Annotated in this window: 14 protein-coding genes; all 14 read left to right on the forward strand. The window is 72.6% G+C overall.

Annotated features, from left to right (window positions below):
- Positions 1-27: 27 nt before the first annotated feature.
- The 14 genes from C1N81_RS15410 to C1N81_RS15475 are packed head-to-tail and all read left to right on the forward strand — an operon-like array spanning position 28 to position 17,286.
- Entirely contained in the window at positions 28-2,220 is a 2,193-nt protein-coding gene (locus tag C1N81_RS15410) for a bi-domain-containing oxidoreductase (RefSeq protein ID WP_394429444.1), read from the forward strand.
- Positions 2,217-4,163, forward strand: a complete 1,947-nt coding sequence (locus tag C1N81_RS15415) for an alginate lyase family protein (protein WP_394429446.1) — start codon at positions 2,217-2,219, stop codon at positions 4,161-4,163. The genes C1N81_RS15410 and C1N81_RS15415 overlap by 4 nt, the downstream gene beginning before the upstream one ends.
- A gap of 54 nt (positions 4,164-4,217) precedes the next feature.
- Positions 4,218-5,765: a right-handed parallel beta-helix repeat-containing protein gene (locus tag C1N81_RS15420; protein WP_394429448.1), complete on the forward strand. Its 1,548-nt coding sequence runs from the start codon at positions 4,218-4,220 to the stop codon at positions 5,763-5,765.
- A gap of 1 nt (position 5,766) precedes the next feature.
- On the forward strand, positions 5,767-7,011 hold the full coding sequence (locus C1N81_RS15425) for an O-antigen ligase domain-containing protein (RefSeq protein WP_394429450.1): 1,245 nt from the start codon (positions 5,767-5,769) through the stop codon (positions 7,009-7,011).
- Between the two features lie 2 nt (positions 7,012-7,013).
- Positions 7,014-8,228 carry a glycosyltransferase family 4 protein gene (locus C1N81_RS15430; RefSeq protein ID WP_394429452.1) on the forward strand — a complete coding sequence of 405 codons (1,215 nt, stop codon included), beginning with the start codon at positions 7,014-7,016 and terminating at the stop codon, positions 8,226-8,228.
- Positions 8,225-9,511 (forward strand): class I SAM-dependent methyltransferase, encoded by a 1,287-nt coding sequence (locus tag C1N81_RS15435; protein WP_394429454.1) that lies wholly within the window; start codon positions 8,225-8,227, stop codon positions 9,509-9,511. The genes C1N81_RS15430 and C1N81_RS15435 overlap by 4 nt, the downstream gene beginning before the upstream one ends.
- Positions 9,508-10,302 (forward strand): glycosyltransferase family protein, encoded by a 795-nt coding sequence (locus C1N81_RS15440; RefSeq protein ID WP_394429455.1) that lies wholly within the window; start codon positions 9,508-9,510, stop codon positions 10,300-10,302. Before C1N81_RS15435 ends, C1N81_RS15440 begins: the two co-directional genes overlap by 4 nt.
- Complete coding sequence (locus C1N81_RS15445; protein WP_394429457.1) at positions 10,299-10,949, forward strand: PIG-L deacetylase family protein; 651 nt, start codon at positions 10,299-10,301, stop codon at positions 10,947-10,949. Before C1N81_RS15440 ends, C1N81_RS15445 begins: the two co-directional genes overlap by 4 nt.
- Positions 10,950-10,952: 3 nt before the next feature.
- The gene (locus C1N81_RS15450) at positions 10,953-11,978 is read left to right on the forward strand and encodes an NAD-dependent epimerase/dehydratase family protein (protein ID WP_394429459.1); all 1,026 of its coding nucleotides are present in this window, start codon (positions 10,953-10,955) and stop codon (positions 11,976-11,978) included.
- Entirely contained in the window at positions 11,966-13,255 is a 1,290-nt protein-coding gene (locus tag C1N81_RS15455) for a DUF4910 domain-containing protein (protein WP_394429461.1), read from the forward strand. The genes C1N81_RS15450 and C1N81_RS15455 overlap by 13 nt, the downstream gene beginning before the upstream one ends.
- Entirely contained in the window at positions 13,252-14,559 is a 1,308-nt protein-coding gene (locus C1N81_RS15460; RefSeq protein ID WP_394429463.1) for an MATE family efflux transporter, read from the forward strand. The genes C1N81_RS15455 and C1N81_RS15460 overlap by 4 nt, the downstream gene beginning before the upstream one ends.
- Positions 14,556-15,506 (forward strand): glycosyltransferase family 2 protein, encoded by a 951-nt coding sequence (locus tag C1N81_RS15465; RefSeq protein ID WP_394429465.1) that lies wholly within the window; start codon positions 14,556-14,558, stop codon positions 15,504-15,506. Before C1N81_RS15460 ends, C1N81_RS15465 begins: the two co-directional genes overlap by 4 nt.
- Entirely contained in the window at positions 15,503-16,729 is a 1,227-nt protein-coding gene (locus C1N81_RS15470; RefSeq protein ID WP_394429467.1) for a polysaccharide pyruvyl transferase family protein, read from the forward strand. The genes C1N81_RS15465 and C1N81_RS15470 overlap by 4 nt, the downstream gene beginning before the upstream one ends.
- Complete coding sequence (locus C1N81_RS15475) at positions 16,726-17,286, forward strand: dTDP-4-dehydrorhamnose 3,5-epimerase family protein (protein WP_394429468.1); 561 nt, start codon at positions 16,726-16,728, stop codon at positions 17,284-17,286. Before C1N81_RS15470 ends, C1N81_RS15475 begins: the two co-directional genes overlap by 4 nt.
- The last annotated feature ends 2 nt before the right edge of the window (positions 17,287-17,288 follow it).

Below are 17,288 nucleotides of genomic sequence, written 5' to 3' on the forward strand. Positions count from 1 at the left end.
AAAAGCGTGAACACAAGAGGAGCTCGGGTGAAACAGGTTGTGCAGAACTACAAGAGCGGCGAACTGGCGCTGCTCGACGTCCCCGCGCCGGGGTGCAAGCCGGGCGGCGTCCTTGTACGCAGCGCCTTCTCGCTGATATCCACCGGTACCGAGCTCATGAAGGTGTCCGAGGCGGGCATGTCGATGGTGGGCAAGGCCCGCTCGCGCCCCGACCAGGTCGCCAAGGTCATGCAGAGCGTGGCCGCCAACGGGGTGCCCGCCACGTACCGCAAGGTGATGGGCAAGCTCGACTCGTACACGCCGCTCGGCTACTCGCTGTGCGGGATCGTCGAGCAGGTCGGCGCGGGCGTCGACGACGTGAAGGTCGGCGACGTGGTGGCGTGCGCGGGCAACGAGCACGCGCTGCACGCCGAGGTGAACTGGGTCCCGAAGAACCTGTACGTCCCGGTGCCTGAGCGCCTCGCGCCCCGGCACGCCGCCTTCGGCACGGTCGGCTCGATCGCGATGCAGGGGGTACGGCAGGGCGAGCCCCAGCTCGGCGAGGTGGCGCTGGTCATCGGTCTCGGCCTCATCGGCCAGCTGGTGGTGCAGCTCCTGTCCGCCGCGGGCGTCCGCGTCGTCGGCGCCGACCCGGACCCGGAGCGGTGCGCGCTCGCCGAGCGCGCGGGCGCCGCCGCCTGCGGCGACCCCGGCTCCGATGCCGTGAAGGCCGCCGTCGCGGACCTGACCGACGGCCACGGCGTGGACCAGGTGTATCTGGCCGCCGGTGGCTCCAGCAACCAACCTGTCGAGCTGGCCGCCGAGTTGGCGCGGGACCGCGGCCGCGTCGTCGACATCGGCAAGTGCCGCCTCGACCTCCCGTGGAACGCGTACTACGAGAAGGAGCTGGACGTCCGCTTCTCGCGCTCCTACGGCCCCGGGCGCTACGACCCCTCGTACGAGCTGGAGGGGCGCGACTACCCGATCGGCTACGTGCGCTGGACCGAGCGGCGCAACCTGGCGTGCTTCCTCGACCTGGTCGCCCGGGGCCGCGTCGACGTGGAGCCCCTCATCTCCCACATCGCCGACTTCGACGACGCCGTGGAGACGTACCAGAGCCTGAAGGACGGCGAGTTGAAGGCGGTGGCGGTCCTGTTCCGCTACCCGGGTCAGCCGGCGGAGGCGGTGGAGCCGCAGGCGGTCGAGATCGCCGTGCCCGCCGTGCGGCGGAGCGGCTCCGTGCCCGCGCAGGCGCGGGCCACCGGGTCCCCGGTGCGCTGCGCGTTCATCGGCGCGGGCAACTACGCGTCCTCGATGCTGCTTCCGCACCTGAGCGGGCGCGACGGCGTGGTGCTCTCGACCGTCGTCACCACGACGGCGCTGTCCGGCGCCAACGCGCAGCGCAAGTTCGGCTTCGCCGAGGCGACCACCGATCTCGACGCCGTGCTCGGCGACAAGTCGATCGACGCCGTCTTCGTGGTCACCCGGCACAGCTCGCACGCCGAGCTGACCAAGCAGGCCCTGCGCGCAGGCAAGACCGTCTTCGTGGAGAAGCCCCTCGCGCTCACCGAGGACGAGCTGGCGAGCGTCCTCGCGACGGTCGAGGAGACCGGCAACGACCGGCTCCAGGTCGGCTTCAACCGCCGCTTCGCTCCCCTGCTCCAGGAGGCGAAGCAGGAGTTCGGCGCCCGGACCGGCCCGGCCAGCCTGCGCTACCTGGTCAACGCGGGGCGGCTCGACCACGGCAGCTGGTATCTGCGCCAGTCCACCGAGGGCTCCCGGTTCGCGGGCGAGGGCGGGCACTTCATCGACACGGCGAGCTGGCTGCTCGGCGCGGACCCGGAGTCGGTGTACGCGACGGCCGCGCCCGGCGGCGAGGACCTGCAGGTCCAGCTCCGCTACCCCGACGGGTCCACCGCCACGATCAGCTACGTCACCACCGGCTCCGCCGGGTTCCCCAAGGAGACCCTGGACCTGATCGCGGACGGCAAGGTGCTGCGCCTCGACGACTTCGTACGGGCCTCGGTCTACGGCCGCAAGAAGTGGGTCAGCTCGCGGCTGCCCAAGGCCCGCGACAAGGGGCAGAACGCCGAACTCGCCGCGTTCGTCAGGGCGGTGCGGACCGGCGGACCGATGCCCGTACCGCTGGAGTCGCTCGCGGCCACCACCGCGGCGACGCTCGCCGTGCGGGCCGGGCTCGCGGGCGGTGCGCCCGTGACGCTTGCGAGGTCGCCGCGATGACGATGAGCCCCACCTGGTATCTGCGGCGCCTGTCGCGGATGGGCCCGCGGGAGGTCGGCGGGCGGGCCGCCGACGCCGTCCGCAGGCGGCAGTGGCGGACCGCGCCGCCGCACAGCCCGGCCGTGACCGGCGTCCGGTTCACCTCCGGGCTGCCCGCGGGCGCCCTCGACGCCGTGGCGCCGGACGCCGTGAAGCGCCTGCTCGCCGAGGCCGACCGGCTGATGGTCGGGCAGGCCGAGTTCTTCGGCGTGGTCCGCGACGACCTCGTGGACCCGGACTGGCATTACGACCCGAAGACCGGGCGCAGGGCCCCCGACGGCTACGCCTTCGACGTGCCCTACCGCAGCGAGGACACGGTCGGCGACATCAAGCAGATCTGGGAGCCCTCGCGCCACCAGTACCTGACCGTGCTCGCCGCCGCCTACGCGGTCAGCGGCGACGAGCGGTACGCCGAGCGCGTCGCCGCGCACCTCCAGTCATGGTGGGCGGCCAACCCGCCGCTGCGCGGGGTGCACTGGGTCAGCGGCATCGAGCTGGGCATCCGGCTCCTGTCGTGGGTGTGGGTGCGCCGGCTGCTCGACGGCTGGCGGGGCGCGCCCGCGCTGTTCGAGGAGAACCCCGCGGCAGTCGAGCAGATCTGGCACCACCAGCGCTGGCTGGCCGCCTTCCCGAGCCGGGGCTCGTCGGCGAACAACCACGTCATCGCGGAGGCGGCCGGTCAGTTCGCGGCGGCCTGCGCCTTCGGCTGGTTCCCGTCCTCCGCGCGCTGGCGGAGCGACGCGCTGCGCTCCCTCGACCGCAACCTGCGCGCCAACACCTACCTCTCCGGGCTCAACCGCGAACTGGCCTCCGAGTACCACGGGCTCGTCCTCGAACTGGGGCTCGCCGCGCTCGCGGAGGCGGACGCGGCGGGTGTGGAGGTCCCGGCGACCGTCCGGCTCGTGCTGCTGCGGATGACCGACGCGCTCGCCGCCGTCGTCGACGACCGGCTCCGGCCGCCGCGCCAGGGCGACGCGGACGACGGGCACGGCCTCGTCGTGGACGGCGCGGGCACCGACCGCTGGGGCTCGCTCCTCGCCACCGGGGACGCCGTGTTCGGCCGCCTCGACTGGTGGCCGGAGGTGCCGCGTACGGATGTCCGTACGCCGCTGCTCGCCGCGCTGGTCAAGCCGTACGCGGCGGCCCCGAGGCGCCCGGCGCGCAGGCCCGTCCACTTCCCCGACGCGGGCATGACCGTCCTGCGCGGCCCGGACGGGATCTGGTGCCGGCTCGACGGCGGCCCGCACGGGTTCCTGTCGATCGCCGCGCACGCCCACGCGGACGCGCTGTCGGTGGAGGTCCGGCGGGACGGCGTGGACGTGCTCGCCGACCCGGGCACGTTCTGCTACCACGGGCAGCCCGAGTGGCGGCGGTACTTCCGCTCCACGCTCGGCCACAACACCGTGGAGCTCGGCGGCACCGATCAGTCCGTCTCCGGCGGACCGTTTCTGTGGACCCGGCACGCCCGCACCCGCGTCCTGGTCGCCGACACCTCCGACCCGAAGGTGGCCCGCTGGTCCGCCGAGCACGACGGGTACCGGCCCGCGATTCACCGCCGTAGGGCCGAACTCGCCTCTGTGGGGCGGGAGTTGCGTATCGTGGACGAGGTGCGCGGACCGCACGGGCAGGTGCGGATCGCGTTCCATCTCGGCCCGGCGGTCACGGCCGACCTGGCGGGGAACCGGGCGACGCTCACCTGGAGCAGGGACGGCGAGGACCGGACGGCGGTGCTCGCCCTGCCCGGCGAGCTGACCTGGCAGGCGCACCGCGGCGAGAGCGAGCCCCCGCTCGGCTGGTACTCGCCCGGCTTCGGCCGCAAGGTGCCGGCCACCACGCTGATCGGCACCGGCCCCGGCTCCGTCGGCGACGCCCACACGTTCACGACCGTGCTCACGTTCGCATAGCCGGACGACCCGTACCCGCGGCGACGCGGAGCCAGAGTTCAGAGAGGAGGACGCGTGAGGACGAAGTGGCACCACCGGGCATGGCCCGCCGCCCCGCTGGCGCTCGCCCTCGCCCTGCTGGCGACGGCCGGCTGCACGGGCCCGGGCACGTCGGGCTCCTCGGCGAAGCCGGGCGCCTCACCGTCCACGTCCGGTGTCCGGCAGCAGGTGGCGCGGGTGTGCGCCGCGCCGCAGGCCGGACCGGAGAAGCCGCCCGCGGGCGCGGTGGAGGTCGACCCCGGCAAGGTCGGCGACCTCGCCGCGAAGACCGCCGAGAGCCCGCCGGGCACCACGTTCTGGCTGCGCCCCGGCAGGCACCGGCTCCCCGCGGAGCGCTACGCGCAGGTCATCCCGAAGAAGGGGGACCGCTACATCGGCGCGCCGGGCGCGGTCCTCGACGGGCGGAAGAAGAACCAGTACGCGTTCGGCGGCGACGCCCCCAGCGTCACCATCAGCCACCTCACCGTGCAGGGGTTCGTCCCGCCGCAGAACGAGGGCGTCGTCAACAAGGGCTCGGCCGACGGCTGGGTCGTCGAGCACTCCACGATCCAGTACAACTCGGGCGCCGGGCTCATGGCGGGCGCCCGCCAGCAGGTCCGCGGCAACTGCCTGCGCGGCAACGGGCAGTACGGCATGAACGCCTACAAGGACGGCGACTCCATCCGCGACCTCGTGGTCGAGGGCAACGAGATCACCGGCAACAACACCGGCGACTGGGAGAAGCGGCAGAAGGGCTGCGGCTGCACCGGCGGCATCAAGTTCTGGGCCGTCGACCGGGCCGACATCCGCGGCAACTGGGTCCACGACAACCGGGGCACCGGCCTGTGGGCGGACACCAACAACAACGACTTCCGCATCGAGGACAACCTGATCGAGGCCAACGACGGCGCCGCGCTGATCTACGAGATCAGCTACAACGCGGTCGTCCGGGACAACACGATCCGGCGCAACAACCTCGTCGAGGGGGGCAGGGCCGCCGAGCGCGGCGACGCCTTCCCCTACGGCAGCGTCTACATCTCCGAGTCGGGCGGCGAACCCCGCGTCGACGCCCGTACGGACAAGGTGGAGATCTACCGCAACCGGCTGGAGAACAACTGGAACGGCATCACCCTGTGGGAGAGCGCCGACCGGTTCTGCAACAGCCCCGCCAACACCTCCTCCGGCGACTGCACGCTGCTCGTGAAGGACACCGACCGCTGCAAGCGGCCCGCGATCACGACGGAGCCGCTGTACGCCGACTGCCGGTGGAAGACCCAGCGGGTCGACATCCACGACAACCGGTTCGTGCTGGACAAGGCGAAGATCGACTGCTCGTCGCGGTGCGACCGGATGGCGCTGCTGTCCAACTACGGCACCTTCCCCAACTGGTCGCCGTACAAGGGCGACAAGGTCCAGAAGTCCATCACCGACCAGCAGCACAACCGCTGGCACGACAACGTCTACGTCGGGTCGTGGCACTTCGTCGCCCAGGACATGGGCAAGGTGCTCGACAACGGGCAGTGGCAGGCGATGCCGTACGAGCAGGACGCGGGCAGCACCTTCGACGTCCAGGCCGGTGGTTGAGATGGTCCAGGACCTGTTGCCGGGGCGTACGCCGAGGAGCGTGGGCGTCGTCTGGGCGCTGCTCGGCCTCAACACGCTCGGCTCGGCGGGCGCGAAGACGATCGTTCCGCTGCCCCGCTCCCTCATCCAGCTGGTCACGATGGGCGCGCTGGTCGCCGCGTTCACCCTCGCGCTCGCGGTCAATCTGCGGCTGCGGATCAGGGCCAGCGCGTTCCTGCTGCTCCTGACGTTCCTGCTGGTGCCGAGCATCCTCTCCAGCGTGCATCTGGAGGCCGGGTTCGGGGCGCTGTTCCGCTGCTTCCGGCTCGGGCTCTTCGTGGCCACGCTGTGGCTGCTCAGCCGCTGGTGGAACGGGGACACGACGTTCGTCCGCTACCACATCCGGTTCTACTTCGCGGCGATCGGGACGGCCGCCGCCGGGCTCGCGATCTCGCCGGGCGCGGCCATGCCCGAGCTGTACGGCGGGCGTCTGGTCGGCGCGCTGTGGCCGCTGACGCCGCCGCAGATCGGCCAGTACGCGGCGGTGATCATCGGGTTGACGACACTGCTGCTGCTCGGCCGGCAGACCGACGGGCGGACCGCGGCGTTCATCATCGTGCCGTCCTTCGTCCTGCTCGCGCTGACCCACACCCGTACGGCGACGGTCGGGATGCTCGTCGGCCTCGCCGTCGCGATCTGCTCGCTCGTGCTGACCAGCGCGGCGGCGCGGCGGTTCTTCGCCTGGTCGGTGGTGATCGTCACGGTCGCCGCGGTGGGGTTCGCGGGCGCGGTGCAGGCGTGGTTCCTGCGCGGCCAGACCAAGGAGTACTTCACCAGCCTGACCGGCCGGGCCAAGGTCTGGGACGCGCTGCTCGCGGCGCCCCGGTCGACGGCGGAGCAGCTGTTCGGCACGGGCCTCGGCGACAAGTCGTTCAACGGGCTGCCGATCGACAACAGCTGGCTGGCCGTCTACAACGAGCAGGGCCTGACCGGCGTCGGCCTCGTCGCGTCGATGCTGCTCGTCCTGTTCGGCGTGGCGCTCCTTCGGCCGCCGTCGCTCTCGCGGGCCTGCGCGATCTTCCTCGTCACGTACGTGGTGATGTCGTCGTACACCGAGGCGGGGCTCGGCGACGCCTCCCCGTACCTGCTGCACCTGGCGCTGGCCGCGTCGCTGCTCGCGTCGCCCGCGCCTGCCGCGCCCCTTGTGGCGCCCGCGGATCCGCGCCGGCGTGTCCCGCGCTGGGCCCGGACCTCGGAGGTGACCTGACCATGCACATCCTCGTGGTGCACAACTTCTATGTCTCGGCGCAGCCGAGCGGTGAGAACAAGGTCGTGGAGCAGGAGGTGCGGCTGCTGCGCGAGGCGGGCCACCGGGTCGAGGTGTTCGCGCGGCGCAGCGACGACATCGCGGGCCGCTCCCTGCCCGGCAAGGTCGCGGTGCCGCTCCAGGTGCCGTGGAACGCGGGCGTCCGCAAGGAGCTGGCGGCGAAGTTACGGGCCGAGCGGCCGGACGTGGTCCATGTCCACAACGTCTTTCCGCTGCTTTCGCCCGCGGTGATCGCCGCCTGCGCCGACGCCGGGGTGCCGGTCGTCACGACGCTGCACAACTACTACCAGGTCTGCCCGCCGGGGACGCTGGAGCGCGGCGGCAGGCCGTGCACCGAGTGCGTCGGCACGCGGGTGCCGCTGGCGGGTGTCCGGCACGGCTGCTACCGGAACTCGCGGCTCGCGACGGTGCCGCTCGCGGTGAGCGTCGCGGTCAACCGGCGGCGCTGGTGGTCAGGGGTGGACCGGTTCTTCTGCATCTCCGCCGCGCAGCGCGACATCCTCGTCGGCGCGGGGATGCCCGCCGAACGGCTCGCGGTGAAGCACAACTTCGTCGATGAGCCCGGCGTCCGGCGGGAGAACGGCACCGGTGAGCACGTCCTCTACTTCGGCCGCCTGACCGAGGCCAAGGGGGTGCGGCTGCTCATGGCCGCGTGGGACGAGCTCCGGGCGGACGGCGGGGCAGGCGTGCCGCTCGTCGTCGCCGGGGCGGGACCGCTGCGGGACGAGGTGGCCGCCTGGGCGGCGGGCCGCGACGACGTGCGCTACGCGGGGCTGTACGACCCCGCGCAGTGCCAGGAGGCCGTCGCGCGGTCGGTCGCGGTGCTCGCGCCCTCGGTGTACCAGGAGACGTTCGGCCTGGTGGTCGTGGAGGCGATGGCGGCCGGGGTCCCGGTCGTCGCCGCCGCGCACGGCTCCTTTGTCGAGCTGGTCGACGACGGCGTGACGGGTTCGCTCCACACGCCCGGCGACAGCGCCTCGCTCGCGGACGGCATCCGCCGGATCGCGGCGGAGCGGGGACGCAACCAGGAGATGGGCCGGGCGGCCCGACGCCGGTACGAGGAGGGCTTCAGCCCTGCCGTCGGCCTCGCACGCCTGGAGGAGGGGTACCGGGCCGTGATCGCGGACCGGTCGAGAGCAATGGGGGGAACGAGATGACGAGATGCCGACTTTGCGGCTCGGCGGCGCTGACCAGCGTCGTCGACCTGGGGGCGACGCCACCGTGCGAGAGCTTTCTCGCCGCGGACCAACTGGACGCGCCGGAGCCCGCGTACCCGCTGCATCTGCGGGTCTGCACCGACTGCTGGCTCGCGCAGATCCCGCCGCTGATCACGCCCGAGGAGACGTTCAGCGAGTACGCGTACTTCTCCTCCTTCTCGACCAGCTGGGTCGAGCACGCGCGGACGTTCGTCGCGGACGCCGCACAGCGGGTGGGCCTCGGCGAGGACTCCTTCGTGGTCGAGGTCGCGAGCAATGACGGCTATCTGCTCAAGCATGTGGTGGACCGGGGGATCCGCTGCCTGGGCATCGAGCCGTCGGTGAACGTCGGCGGCGCCGCGCGGGACGCGGGGGTGCCGACCCTCACGGAGTTCCTGAGCCCGGAGACCGGGGCGAAGGTCCGCGCCGAGAACGGCCCGGCGAACCTGGTCGTGGCCAACAACGTGTACGCGCACATCCCCGACGTGGTCGGCTTCACGCAGGGGCTGCGCGCCCTGGTCGCCGACGACGGCTGGGTCTCCATCGAGGTGCAGCACCTGCTGACGCTGATCGAGGAGAACCAGTACGACACGATCTACCACGAGCACTTCCAGTACTACACGGTCGCCTCCGCGATCCGGGCGCTCGCCAGCGGCGGACTCGCCCTCGTGGACGTCGAGCTGCTGCCGACGCACGGCGGCTCCATCCGGCTGTGGGCGCGCCCCGCCGAGGTGGCCGGTGAGCCGAGCCGCCGCGTCTCCGACGTGCTCGCCAAGGAGAAGGCCGCCGGGCTCCAGGAGCTGTCCGGGTACACGGAGTTCTCCGCGCGCGTGGCCAAGGTCCGCCGCGACCTCCTCAAGTTCCTCGTTCAGGCGGCCGAGGACGGCAGGACGGTCGTCGGCTACGGCGCCCCCGGCAAGGGCAACACGCTGCTCAACCACTGCGGCATCCGGCCCGACCTGCTCGCGTACACGGTCGACCGCAACCCCTACAAGCACGGCAGGTACACGCCGGGCACCCGCATCCCGATCCTGGCGCCCGAGCAGATCGAGGCCGACCGGCCGGACTACGTCCTGGTCCTGCCCTGGAACCTGCGGGCGGAGCTGACCGAACAGCTCTCCTTCGTGCACGAGTGGGGCGGCCGCCTGGTCTTCCCCATCCCGGAACTGAGCATCGTCGAGCCCGTCGAATCCGTCGAATCCGTCGAGTCCGTCGAGTCCGTCGCGAAAGAGGTCACAGCATGAAGGTCGTCCTGTTCTGCGGCGGTTACGGACTGCGGATGCGCGCCGGCGCCTCCGACGACATGCCCAAGCCGATGGCGATGGTCGGGCCGCGCCCGCTGATCTGGCACGTCATGCGCTACTACGCGCACTACGGGCACAAGGAGTTCATCCTGTGCCTGGGCTACGGCGCGCACCACATCAAGAACTTCTTCCTCAACTACGAGGAGACGACGTCCAACGACTTCGTGCTCCGGGGCGGGAAGACGGAGCTGCTCTCCACGGACATAGCCGACTGGACGATCACGTTCGCGCAGACCGGCATCGAGTCGCCGATCGGTGAGCGCCTGCGCCGGGTCCGCGACCACCTGGACGGCGACGAGATGTTCCTCGCCAACTACGCCGACGTGCTCACCGACGCGCCGCTGCCGCAGATGATCGACCACTTCGCCCAGCGCGACGCGGGCGCCTCGATGATGGTGGTCCCGCCGCAGTCCTCGTTCCACTGCGTGGACCTCGGCGAGGACAACCTGGTCGGCGGCATCACGGCGGTCAGCGACATGCCGCTATGGGAGAACGGCGGCTACTTCGTGCTCCGCCAGGAGGTCTTCGACCACATCCCCGAGAACGGTGACCTGGTCGCCGACGGCTGCGCCCAACTGGCCAAGCAGGGGCGGGCGGTGGCGTACAAGCACCGCGGGTTCTGGAAGCCGACCGACACGGTCAAGGAGCGGGCCGCGCTGGATGCCGCCTACGCGCGCGGCGACCGCCCGTGGGCCGTGTGGGAGCAGGAGCACGCCGGGGTGCGCGCGTGATCCGGCTCGGCGCCGGGCGCCCGCTCGCCGGGGTCGTCGCGGTGGGCGCCCACTGCGACGACATCGCGATCGGCGCGGGCGGCACCCTGCTCGCCCTGTGCGAAAGACAGCCCGGCCTGAGAGTCGACGCCCTCGTCCTCAGCGGCGGCGGCACCGAGCGGGAGCAGGAGGAGCAGACAGCCCTTGCCGCCTTCTGCCCCGGCGCGGACCTGCGCCTGACCGTGCTCAAGCTGGCCGACGGACGGCTGCCCGCGCAGTGGGAGGAGGCGAAGGCGGCCGTCGAGGAGTTGCGTGCGCGCACCGAGCCCGACCTCGTGCTCGCGCCCCGCACCGACGACGCGCACCAGGACCACCGGGGCCTGGCGCAGCTGATGACCACCGCCTTCCGCGACCACCTCGTCCTCGGCTACGAGATCGTCAAGTGGGACGGCGATCTCGGCAGGATGGCGGCGTACCAGCCGCTGCCGGACGAGACCGCCGAGCGGAAGGTGCGCCTCCTCCAGGAGCACTACGCCTCCCAGCGCCACCGCCCCTGGTACGACCGCGAGGCCTTCCTCGGCCTCGCCCGGATCCGCGGGATCGAGTGCCACGCCCGCTACGCCGAAGCCTTCGCCGTCACCAAACTCACTCTCGACCTGGGGGATTGAACCTTGCGCGTTTTGCTCACCGGACACCAGGGCTACCTGGGCACCGTCATGGCCCCGGTCCTGAAGGCCGCCGGACACGACGTCGTCGGCCTGGACGCCGGCCTGTTCGCGGACTGTGTCCTCGGCCCCACCCCCGACGACCCGCCGGGGCAGCGGGTCGACCTGCGCGACGTCACGGCGGAGCACGTCGCCGGGGTGGACGCAGTGATCCACCTGGCCGCGCTCTCCAACGACCCCCTGGGCGCGCTCGCGCCGCAGCTCACCTACGACATCAACCACCACGCCTCGGTGCGCCTGGCCCGCCTCGCCCGCGAGGCCGGGGTGCGCCGCTTCCTGTACGCCTCCACCTGCTCCGTCTACGGCGCGGCGGGCGGCGACGAACTGGTCGGCGAGGACGCCCCGCTGCGCCCGGTCACCCCGTACGCCGAGTCGAAGGTGCGGGTCGAGGACGACCTGCACGCGCTGGCCGACGACGACTTCACGCCGGTCTACATGCGCAACGCGACGGCGTTCGGCTACTCCCCCAGGCTCCGCGCCGACATCGTGCTCAACAACCTGGTGGGTCACGCGCTGCTCTCCGGCGAGGTGCTGGTCCTCTCCGACGGCACGCCCTGGCGTCCGCTCGTGCACGCCGCCGACATCGCGCGCGCCTTCACCGCCGCGCTCGACGCGCCGCGCGAGGCCGTGCACGACAAGGCGTTCAACATCGGGACGGAGGCCAACAACGTCACCGTCGCCGAGATCGCCGAGCAGGTCGCCGACGCGGTGCCGGGCGCGAAGGTCAACATCACCGGTGAGAACGGCGCCGACCCGCGCTCCTACCGCGTCGACTTCGCCCGCTTCCGCGCCGCGATCCCCGGCTTCGACTGCGAGTGGTCGGTCAAGCGGGGCGCGCTCGAACTCGCCGACGCCTACCGGGCGCACGGCCTGACCAAGGACGCCTTCGACCAGCGCTTCACCCGGCTCGCCGTGCTGCGCGCGGCGTCCGACGCCGGGGCCGTCGACGACACCCTGCGGTGGCGCCGATGACGAGCGCGGGCGAGGAGATGCACGCCCTGGTGGAGCGGCTCTACCCGCTCTGCCGGAGCATCACCGGGGACGGCGTGCGCGCCACCCTGGAGATCGTCGGCGAGTACCTCCCGCTCCAGGTGCACGAGGTACCGACGGGCACGCAGGTGCTCGACTGGACGGTGCCGCAGGAGTGGAACATCCGCGACGCCTACGTCGCCGACGCCTCGGGGAGGCGGGTCGTCGACTTCCAGGAGTCCAGCCTGCACGTCCTCGGCTACAGCGTGCCCATGGCGGCGACGATGCCGCTGTCCGAGCTGCGCCCGCACCTGTACACGCTGCCCGACCAGCCGTCCTGGGTGCCGTACCGCACCAGCTACTACAAGCCGGAGTGGGGCTTCTGTCTGGCGCAGGAGACCCTGGACGCGCTGCCGGAGGGCGAGTACGAGGTGAGGGTGGACTCGACGCTCGCCGACGGGCACCTCACCTACGCCGAGCACGTGATCCCGGGGCAGGTCCCCGAGGAGGTCATCGTCTCCTGCCACGTCTGCCACCCGTCGCTCGCCAACGACAACCTGGCGGGCGTCGCGGTGGCGACGTACCTGGCGCGGGCCCTCGCCGGGCAGGAGCACCGGCCGTACTACACCTACCGGTTCATCTTCGCGCCCGGCACCATCGGCGCGATCACGTGGCTGGCACGCAACGCGGAGCGCATCGAGCAGGTGAAGCACGGGCTCGTGCTCGCCTGCGCGGGCGACCGCGGGCAGCTCACGTACAAGCAGAGCCGGCGCGGGAACGCGGAGATCGACCGGGTGCTGCGGCACGTCCTCAGCACCTCCGAACGGCCGCACACCATTAGGGAGTTCACTCCGTACGGGTACGACGAGCGGCAGTACTGCTCGCCCGGGTTCGACCTCGGCGTGGGCTCGCTCAGCCGGACCCCGTACGCGGGCTACCCCGAGTACCACACGTCGGCGGACAACCCGGACTTCGTCTCCCCGGAGGCGATGGCGGACACCCTCACGGTGTGCCGGGAGGCGTTCGCGGTCCTCGACCGGAACCGGGCCTACGTGAACCTCAGCCCGTACGGCGAACCGCAGCTCGGGCGGCGCGGGCTGTACGACGCGATCGGCGGGCGCAGCGACGCCAAGGAGGCGCAGATGGCGATGTTGTGGGTGCTCAGCCTCTCCGACGGCGAACACAGCCTGCTCGACGTCGCCGAGCGGGCCGAGCTGCCGTTCGACACCGTCGCCGCCGCGGCCGACGCCCTGCACGGCGCCGGACTGATCAAGGCATGACGCCGGTGACCACCGACGAGGAGAAGGCGCCGGAGACGGCGCGACCGGGCCGCTCGGCCCGCCGCGCCGTCGCGGGCCGCCTGTCCTGGGGCCTCGCGGACCAGGCGGCCTCCAGCATCTCCAACTTCGCGGTGGGCATCTACGTGGCCCGCTCCCTCGGCCTGACCGCGTTCGGCGTGTTCAGCCTGGCCTGGGTGACGTACGGCGTGGTGCTCAACGTCTCGCGCGGGGTGGCCACCGACCCGCTCATGGTGCGTTTCAGCGGTGTACCGGAGGGCTCCTGGCGGGCGGCGACGGCGCGCGCCTCGGGCACCGCGCTCGCCGTCGGCGGCGCGCTCGGCGCGGTGTCGCTCGTGGTCGGGCTCGCCGTCGGCGGGCGCGTCGGGCCCGCCTTCGCCTGCCTCGGCGTCGTCCTGCCGGGGCTCCTCGTCCAGGACGCGTGGCGGTTCGCGTTCTTCGCCGCGGGGGCCGGCCGCAAGGCGTTCGTCAACGACCTGGTGTGGGGCGTCGCGCTCGTCCCCGCCCTGTTCCTCGCGGCGCGCCAGGGCAGCGTGGCCGCGTTCGTCCTGGCCTGGGGCGGCTCCGCCGCGGTCGCCGCGCTCTACGGCTGGTTCCAGTCCGGCATCCGGCCCCGGGCGACACAGGCCCGCGCCTGGCTGCGCGCCCACCGCGACCTCGGCTACCGCTACCTCGTGGAGAACGTCACCAACAGCGGCGCCAGCCAGCTGCGGGCGTACGGGCTCGGCGCGATCGTCGGCGTCAGCGCCGTCGGCGTGGTCCGGGGCGCGGAGCTGCTGCTCGGCCCGTTCATGGCCGTGCTCATGGGGCTGTCCCTCGTCACCGTCGCCGAGGCGGCCCGGGTGCTGCGCCGCGCCCCGCACCGCCTCGGCGCGTTCTGCCTCGTCCTCGGCGGCGGCCAGGCCGTCGCCGCGCTGGCCTGGGGCGGCCTGCTGCTCCTGATGCCGGACAGGCTCGGCGAGTTCATCCTCGGCGACGTCTGGAGTGGCGCCTCCCAGCTCATCGTGCCGGTCACGCTCGGCGTCGCCGGCGCCGGGCTCGGCACCGGCGCCGCCGCCGGACTGCGCGCGCTCGGCGCGGCCCGGCGCAGCCTGCGCAGCCAGCTCTGCGCCTCGGCGTTCTACGTCGCGGGCGGCCTCGGCGGGGCGGTCGCCGGCGGCACGTCCGGCTCGGCCTGGGGCGTCGCCGGCGCGCTCCTGTGCGGCTCGGCCGTGTGGTGGCTGCAACTGCGGTCCGGCCTGCGTGAGCACCACCAGAACCCCACCCCCGAAGTGAGGACCCCTTGACCACCCAACCCCGGCTGAGCATCGGCCTGCCCGTCTACAACGGCGAGGAGTATCTGGCCGAGGCGCTCGACGCGCTGCTCGGCCAGACGTACGAGGACTTCGAGCTGGTCATCACCGACAACGCCTCGACCGACGGCACCCAGGACATCTGCCGCAAGTACGAGGCGCAGGACTCCCGTATCCGGTACATCCGGCTGCACCGCAACATCGGCGCGGCGCCCAACCACAACTACGTGTTCACGCAGTGCAGGGGCGAACTGTTCAAGTGGGCCTCGCACGACGACCTCTACGCCCGCGACCTGTTGCAGCGGTGCGTCGACGCGCTCGACGAACGCCCCGACGTCGTCCTCGCCCACGCCGACCAGGCGGTCATCGACGGCGACGGCCGGATCACGGTCCCCTACGCGTACACGCTCAACACGGCGTCGCCCAGCGCGCCCGAGCGGTTCCGCAGCATGCTGATGGAGCCCGGCGGCGACGACTTCTACGGGGTCATGCGCGCCGATGTGCTGCGCCGCGTGAAGCCGCACGACAGCTACCACCACGCGGACCGCACGTTCGTCGCCGAGATCGCCCTGCACGGGCCCTTCCACCAGGTGCCCGAGCTGCTGTACTTCCGCCGCGACCACCCCACCCGCGCCGAGCGCGCGAACCCCTCCAAGCGCTCCCGCTGCGTCAACCTCGACCCGCGCCGCGCGGGCGTCCTCCACCCGACGCCCCGGCTGCTCGCGGAGTACGTGCTCGGCTTCGTCTCGGCGATCCGGCGCGCCCCGCTCTCCGCCGCCGACCGCCGCGCCTGCTACCGCCACCTGGCGGCCTGGGCGACGACCCGGGCCCGGCCTGGCGGCGCGGGCGAGCGCGTCGAGGACCGGGCGCCGGTCGACCCGGCGCTGCTCACGGTCGACCTCGACGCGATCGTGGCGGGCCGCGAGGGCAGGCAGGCATGAGAGCGGGCACCAAGCCCCCGGTCCGCGTGGGGGTGTTCGGCCTGCTCGGCTCGGGGAACCTCGGCAACGACGGTTCGCTGGAAGCCGTGCTCGGCCACCTCCGCGAGGCCCACCCCGACGCCGTCGTGGACGCGCTGTGCGGCGGCCCCGAGACGGTGAGCGCCCGGTACGGGATACCGGCGACGCGGCTGCACTGGTACCGCGGGGAGTACCGGACCGCGTCGCGGGCGGGCGCGATCGCGGGCAAGGGGATCGGCAAGGTCGTCGACGTGTTCCGCACCGCCGCCTGGGTGCGCGGGCACGACGTCGTCATCGTCCCCGGCATGGGCGTCCTGGAGGCCACGCTGCCGCTGCGGCCGTGGGGTTTCCCGTACTCCCTGTTCCTGCTGTGCGCGGGCGGGCGCCTTACGCGGACGCGGGTGGCTCTGGTCAGCGTGGGCGCGGGGCCGATCGGGGTGCGGGCGACACGGACCCTCGTCCGCTGGTCGGCGCGGTGCGCCACGTACCGCTCGTACCGCGACGCGCTCTCCCGTGACGCGCTGCGGGACATGGGCGTGGACACGTCGCGCGACGAGGTCTACCCGGACCTCGCGTTCTCCCTGCCGACACCCGGCGTGAGCCAGGAGACGCGGGGCCGCGTCTGTGTCGGCGTCATGGCCTTCCACGGCTCCAACGACGACCGCGACCGCGCCGACGCGATCTACGGGCGCTACCTGGACGGCGTCACCCGGTTCGTCCGGACGCTGGCCGGGGAGGGCCGCGAGGTGCGGCTGCTCACCGGTGACGGCGTCGACGTACCGGTGGTCGAGTCGATCCTCGCCGCGGTGGACTCCCCGCTGGTCACGGCCTCCGCAGCGGCCTCGCTCGCCGAGCTGATGGCGGAGACGGCGGCCGCCGACGCGGTGGTGGCGACCCGCTACCACAACCTCGTCTGCGCCCTGAAGACCGGCACGCCCACCCTCGCGCTCAGCTACGCCGCCAAGAGCGACGCGCTCATGGCCGACATGGGGCTCGGCGCCTACTGCCATCCGGCGCGCGAGGTCGACGCGGACCGCCTGCTCGAACAGTTCCGGTCCCTGGAGAAGGGGGCGGCCGAGCTGCGGCAGACGCTGGAGGAACGGAACGCGGCGGCGAGCGACCGCCTGAAACACCAGTTCAGAGCCCTGACCCGCGCTCTGTTCCCGCACGAAGACCCCGCACATGCCCCGCAGGAGACACGATGAAGGCCACCGCAGTCCCGGAGATCGACGGGGCGTACCTGTTCGAGCCCACGCCGCACGCCGACGAGCGCGGCTTCTTCTGCCGCACCTTCGACGCCGACGTGGTCCGCTCCGTGGGGATCGACCCGCACGCCTTCCTCCAGGACAGCGTGTCCCGCTCCGTGCAGGGCGTGCTGCGCGGCATGCACCTGCGCTCCGGCGCCGGGGAGGCGAAGCTGGTGCGCTGCTCGTACGGGCGGATCTTCGACGTGGTCGTCGACCTGCGGCCGGGCTCGCCGACCTATCTGGGCCGGGCCACGTTCGAACTGTCCGGCGAGACGCAGAAGACGGTCTACATCCCGGCGGGGTGCGCGCACGGCTTCCAGGCGCTCACCGGGACGGCCGACACCTCGTACCGCATCGACCGCGCGCACGACCCCGCCGAGGACGTGACGATCGCGTTCGACGACCCCGACCTGGCGATCCCGTGGCCGCTCCCGGCCGCCTTCGTCTCGGAGCGGGACCGGCGGGCGCCGAGCCTCGCCGAGGTCCTGAAGCACATCGAGAACACAGAGAGCTGAGG

Source organism: Streptomyces sp. SGAir0957, from assembly GCF_043523415.1.